This window comes from Cupriavidus sp. R6-3 (genome assembly GCF_059772245.1).
This window is the reverse complement of record NZ_JCBAJO010000270.1, coordinates 1-5625: the sequence shown is the minus strand read 5'-3', so window position 1 is coordinate 5625 and position 5625 is coordinate 1. Positions and strand designations below refer to the sequence as shown.

At 69.0% G+C, this 5625-nt stretch carries 5 protein-coding genes; all 5 read left to right on the top strand.

The window, feature by feature from the left end; all coding sequences use genetic code 11:
* Window positions 1-1335: putative bifunctional diguanylate cyclase/phosphodiesterase (locus AC6EI8_RS23620; RefSeq protein WP_498383035.1), on the top strand; the 1335-nt coding region annotated here is incomplete at its 5' end.
* Between the two features lie 358 nt (window positions 1336-1693).
* Complete coding sequence (locus AC6EI8_RS23615; protein ID WP_149320208.1) at window positions 1694-2089, top strand: response regulator; 396 nt, start codon at window positions 1694-1696, stop codon at window positions 2087-2089.
* Window positions 2090-2298: 209 nt separating this feature from the next.
* Complete coding sequence (locus AC6EI8_RS23610) at window positions 2299-2781, top strand: chemotaxis protein CheW (RefSeq protein ID WP_149320209.1); 483 nt, start codon at window positions 2299-2301, stop codon at window positions 2779-2781.
* A 37-nt stretch (window positions 2782-2818) separates the two neighbouring features.
* Window positions 2819-4474 (top strand): methyl-accepting chemotaxis protein, encoded by a 1656-nt coding sequence (locus AC6EI8_RS23605; RefSeq protein WP_498383034.1) that lies wholly within the window; start codon window positions 2819-2821, stop codon window positions 4472-4474.
* A gap of 270 nt (window positions 4475-4744) precedes the next feature.
* A partial coding sequence (locus tag AC6EI8_RS23600; RefSeq protein ID WP_498383033.1) for an MCP four helix bundle domain-containing protein occupies window positions 4745-5625 on the top strand: 881 nt, incomplete at its 3' end.

Sequence of the window (5625 nt, the reverse complement as noted above, 5' to 3'; positions counted from 1 at the left end):
CCCGGCCGGCTGACGGTCCGCCCGGTGGGGCGCGGCCAGGCGACGGTCGGCGAATACAGCGTGGCCACCGACGTGCCCGATCGCGCCGCGTTCGCGCGCTGGCTCGACCAGTCGATCGCGCATGCGCGCCTGGCCGAGACCAGTTGCGCCGTGCTGCTGATCCATATTGCCGACTTCCGCGAGGTCGACGAGGTATTCGAGGTGCGCGCCGACGACATCCTGGCGCAGGACGCCAGCGTGCTGGCCCAGGCCGCGCTCGAACCGCACGACTTCCTGGCCCGGCTGGCCCGCGACGAGTTCGCGGTCGGCGTACCGGCGCTGCTGAACTCCAATCGCGCGCACGAGCTCGGCTCGCGCGTGCTGGCTTCGATCTCCGAGTTCGTCACCGCGCGCGGCCTGCAGATGCAGATCGGCGTCAATATCGGCATCGCGGTCTATCCGCGCGACGCGCAGAGCTCGGAGGCGCTGATGCAGGCCGCGCGCGTCAGCCTGTCCGAGGCGCGCGAGTCCGGCTCGAACCAGGTGCGCACCTTCAATTCCGCGGCGGGCGAGCGCGCGCGCCGCATGCGCGTGATCCGCCGCGATCTGTGGCTGGCGATCCAGGACGACGGCCTGTCGCTCGAATACCAGCCCAAGTTCGACGTCGACGCGCGCACGGTGGTGGGCGCCGAGGCGCTCTGCCGCTGGCGCCATCCGACGCTCGGCGCGGTCAATCCGGCCGAATTCATCATGGTGGCCGAGCAGTCCGGGCAGATCGACAAGCTCGACGACTGGGTCATCGCCAGTGTCTGCCGCCAGGTGCGCGAGTGGCAGGACGCCGGCCTGCCGGTGGTGCCGGTCGCCATCAACGTGTCCGGGCTGCGTTTTGCCAGCCGCGATTTCCCGCAGTACCTGCTCGAGCAGATCCACCAGCACGACATTCCGCCGTCGGCCGTCACGCTCGAGATCACCGAGACGGCGGCGATGAAGGACATCGCGCAATCGCTGGAGACGCTGGCCGAACTGCAGGCGCTCGGCATCCACGTCGCGCTGGACGACTTCGGCAGCGGCTATTCCAGCCTGGGCTATCTGAAACGGCTGCGGGTCGGCACACTGAAGATCGACCGTACGCTGATCGGCGGCCTGGAGTCGGACCCGCAGGGCCGCGCCATCGTCGGTTCGATGGTGGCGCTGGCGCACGAGCTGCGCATGCGCGTGGTGGCCGAAGGCGTCGAATCGCAGGCCCAGCTCGACATCCTGGCGCGCATGGGCTGCGACGAAGTCCAGGGTTATCTGCTGGCCCGTCCGATGGAAGCGAGCGGCTTCGCCGACCTGCTGTCCAGCCCCCGCCGCTGACCGCCAGCGCCGACAACCCTCCGCCCCGCTGAACGTCCGCGCCGACAACGCTGCGCCCCGCTGAGCCCGCGCCGACAACGCTCCGCCCCGCTGAGCGCCCGCGTCGATTGCCCGCCGCGCCGTTCAACGCTGCGCGCCAAGATCGCCCCGCCCCCGCAACACACCCGCTAAAGGAAGCACGCCCGCCCGCCGATAAGCCTGATTGGCGCACAGCGTCGCGGTATGGGACCGATTCCGGTCCGATATGGCGGCACGCGCCGCAGCGATGCGCCGGCAGGGGCCGGCGCCGACCAGCACAGAACACGGATCGCCCCACGCCGCCTGCCGGCCGATCCGCCGCCGTTTCGAGGTAGCCGCCATGCCAGCTCAACGCATTCTTGTCGTCGACGATTCGCCTTCCCTGCGTCGCATGATCGCCGCCTGCCTGCGCGCCGGCGGCTACGACGTCGCCGAGGCAGCCGACGGCGACGAGGCGCACGCGGCGGCCGAGGCCGCACCGCAGGCGCAGCCGTTCGGCATGCTGGTCACCGACCAGGTGATGCCCGGCATGGACGGCCTGACGCTGATCCGCCGGCTGCGCGCCACGCCGCGCTATGCCGCGATGCCGATCCTGATGCTGACGACCGAGGCCGACGGCCAGATCCGCGCCCAGGCCCGCGAGGCCGGCGCCAGCGGCTTCCTGCCCAAGCCCTTCGATCCCGACCAGCTGATGCAGTCGGTCGCCGCGCTGCTATCCCCCTCCGAAGAGGGGTAATGCCGGCTGCTTCCGACCCTTCAGCCGCGCATCGGAACTGCCGATAACCAGCAAGGGGCGAGGCGCGCCGTTCGCGGGCGCGGCCAGTGGCCGCGCCATCGCGGCGCCATCGCCATGCAGTTGCAGTCGCCAAAAAAGGCAGTCGGGCCGGTTGGGGTGCACTCCGCCAGCGTGCAACGACGGCCACAACCGGGGAGCGGGAGCGCAAGATGAATCTCAGCAGCAAGACCGAAGGAAGCGGCGAGGAGTTTCTCGCCTTTACGCTGGGTCGCGAGGAATACGGCGTCGACATCCTCAAGGTGCAGGAAATCCGCGGCTACGAGGCGGTCACGCAGATCGCCAACGCGCCGGCCTATCTGAAGGGCGTGATCAACCTGCGCGGCATCATCGTGCCGATCGTCGACCTGCGCATCAAATTCCAGCAGCAGAAGATCAGCTACGACCAGTACACGGTCGTCATCATCGTCGACCTGAACCATCGGACCACCGGCATCGTCGTCGACGGCGTCTCCGACGTGCTGACGCTGACCCCCGCCCAGATCAAGCCCACGCCGCAGTTCTCCGGCAACCTCGACACCGAATACATCCGCGGCCTGGGCTCCATCGAGGACCGCATGCTGATCCTGGTCGATATCGAGAAGCTGCTGGCGACCGAGGAACTGGCCGCGATCGAAGCCGCCGCGGCGGCCTGAGGCGCGCGCCCCGAACGAATTCCAGCAGCACCACGTCATGAGAAACAACCAGCCTGTCACCGCGCGCGAATACAAGCTCGCGCCGAACGATTACCTGATCTCGCGCACCGACCTGAAGGGCCGCATCACCTTCGCCAACCGCGCGTTCATCGAGGTCAGCGGCTTCACCGCCGAGGAACTGCTCGGCGCGCCGCACAACCTGGTGCGCCATCCCGACATGCCGCCCGAGGCCTTCGAGGATCTGTGGCGCACGCTGCAGGCGGGCCGCTCGTGGGTCGGGCTGGTCAAGAACCGCCGCAAGAACGGCGACTACTACTGGGTCAGCGCGACGGTGACGCCGACCCGCGTCGACGGCCAGACCGTCGGCTATACCTCGGTGCGGTCGATGGCGAGCGCCGAGCAGATCGAGGCGGCGCAGGCCGCGTATGCGCGCATCCGCTCGGGCAACGCCGGTGGCATCCGCATCCGCGAGGGCGTGGTGGTCCGCCGCGGGCCGCTGGGCTGGATCGACGGCCTGCGCCGGCTGGGTTTGCGCGGCCGCATCATGCTGTCGCAGGGCGTGGGCCTGGCATGGTTCCTCGCCGCGCTGGTCGCCTTCGAACTGCTGGCCGAACCGCAGACGCGCGCGGCACTGCGGCCGTGGCTGTGGGGCGGCTTCGTGCTGGCCGGCCTGTCGGCGATGGCCACCGGCGCGGCGCTGCTGGCCATGGTGCATCGGCCGATGCGCGAGATGCTGGACTTCGCGCTGCGCCTGGGCGCAGGCGACCTGGCCACCCGCTACGAGTTCTCCAGCAACGACGAGATCGGCGCGCTCGCCAGGGCGATGCAGACCATGCAGCGCAGCCTGCTGTCCGTCGTTCATGAAATCCAGGAAGGCATGAGCGCGATCGCCACGGCGACGCGCCAGGTGGCCGCGGGCAACAACGACCTGTCGCAGCGCACCGAGCAGCAGGCGGCCTCGCTGGAAGAGACGGCGTCGAGCATGGAAGAGCTGACCGGCACGGTGCGCCAGAACGCCGACAACGCACGCCAGGCCAGCGGGCTGGCGGCCAATGCCTCCGAGACCGCGGTCAAGGGCGGCGAGGTGGTGGGCCGCGTGGTGCAGACCATGGACGAGATCAACGGGGCCTCGAAGAAGATCGTCGACATCATCGGCGTGATCGAGGGCATCGCGTTCCAGACCAACATCCTGGCGCTGAACGCGGCGGTGGAAGCGGCGCGAGCCGGCGAGCAGGGCCGCGGCTTCGCGGTGGTGGCCGGCGAGGTGCGCAGCCTGGCGCAGCGCAGTGCCAATGCGGCCAAGGAGATCAAGGGCCTGATCGGCGATACGGTGGCGCGGGTGGACAACGGCTCGGCGCTGGTGGGCCAGGCCGGGCAGACGATGGGCGAGATCGTGCAGGCGGTCAAGCGCGTGACGGACATCATGGGCGAGATCAGCGCGGCGTCGGCCGAGCAGAGCTCGGGCATCGAGCAGGTGAACCAGGCGGTGGCGCAGATGGACGAGGTCACGCAGCAGAACGCGGCGCTGGTCGAGCAGGCCGCCGCCGCGGCCGGTTCGCTGGAAGACCAGGCCGCGCGGCTGCGCGACGCGGTGGCGGTGTTCCGCGTCAGCCTGAAGGCCGAGCCGCGTCCGATGCGTCCGCGTGCCGCTTCGGCGCAGCCGGCCGAGGCGCCGCGGCTGGCGCGCGCGTAAGCGCCCGGCCGATGCCCATCGGGCAGGCAGTCGATGCGCACGGGATGCGCAGGTGATGGGCGCTTGACAGGTATTTGATGGGTATTTGATGGGTAATTGATGGGTAATTGATGGACAGGGAGGCCGGACCCAAGAGGGCTCGGCACCAATCGAAGCACGGACAGCAGCATCGCCCGGCATTACAACGAAGCCGGTAAGCGCGGCGCCCGATCCCCGACGGTCGGCGCCGCAATCCGGCCGGACGGTCATCCAGAAGAAGAGGTAGTTCTCATGCAATGGTTCAAGCAACTGCGAGTCGCGACGAAGCTGGTCGTCGGCTTTCTGATCGTTTCCGTCATCGGCATGGCGATGGGCCTGCTGGGGGTGGTCAATATGGGCCGGATGACCGAGTGGACCAGCCGGATCTACAACAACGACCTGCAGGCGCTCAAGGCCGTGCAGGACGCCAACATCAACCTGCTGTACGCCAGCCGCGCGCAGATCGCGCTGCTGTCGGCCTCGACGATGGGCGAACGCACGACCGAGAAGACGCTGATCGAGAAGTCGTTCGGCGTGGTCGACGAGCGCATCAAGCAGGCGCGCAACTCGTTCCAGACCGAGCAGGGCCAGGCGCTGCTCAAGCAGTTCGACACGCTGCTGCCGGCATACCGTGACCGCATGGGCAAGTATGTCGAGCTGGTCTCGCGCCAGCCGCTCGATACCTCGCAGTTCGAGAGCCAGGTCTTCGAGGAAAGCACGGCCCTGCTCAAGGATGGCCATGCGATCGAAGAGCTGATGTTCAACATGGTCAAGCGCCGCGACGCCGGTGCCCGCGCCAACATGGAAGAGGCCCAGGGGGTCTACGAAAGCTCGCGCCTGTGGATGCTGGCGCTGGTGCTGGGCGGACTGGCGGTGTCGCTGCTGCTCGGCGTGTTCCTGGCCCGCGCGCTGTCGCGCCAGCTGGGCGGCGAGCCGGCCTACGCGGCCTCGATCGCGTCGCGTATCGCCGACGGCGACTTCTCGACCGAGATCAAGCTGCGCGCCGGCGACCGCGGCAGCATGCTGTACGCGATGAAGCAGATGCAGCTGCAACTGTCGGGCATGGTGCAGGAGTTCAAGACGGCGGCCGAGTCGATCGCCTCGGCCTCGCGTGAGATCGCCGCGGGCAACAG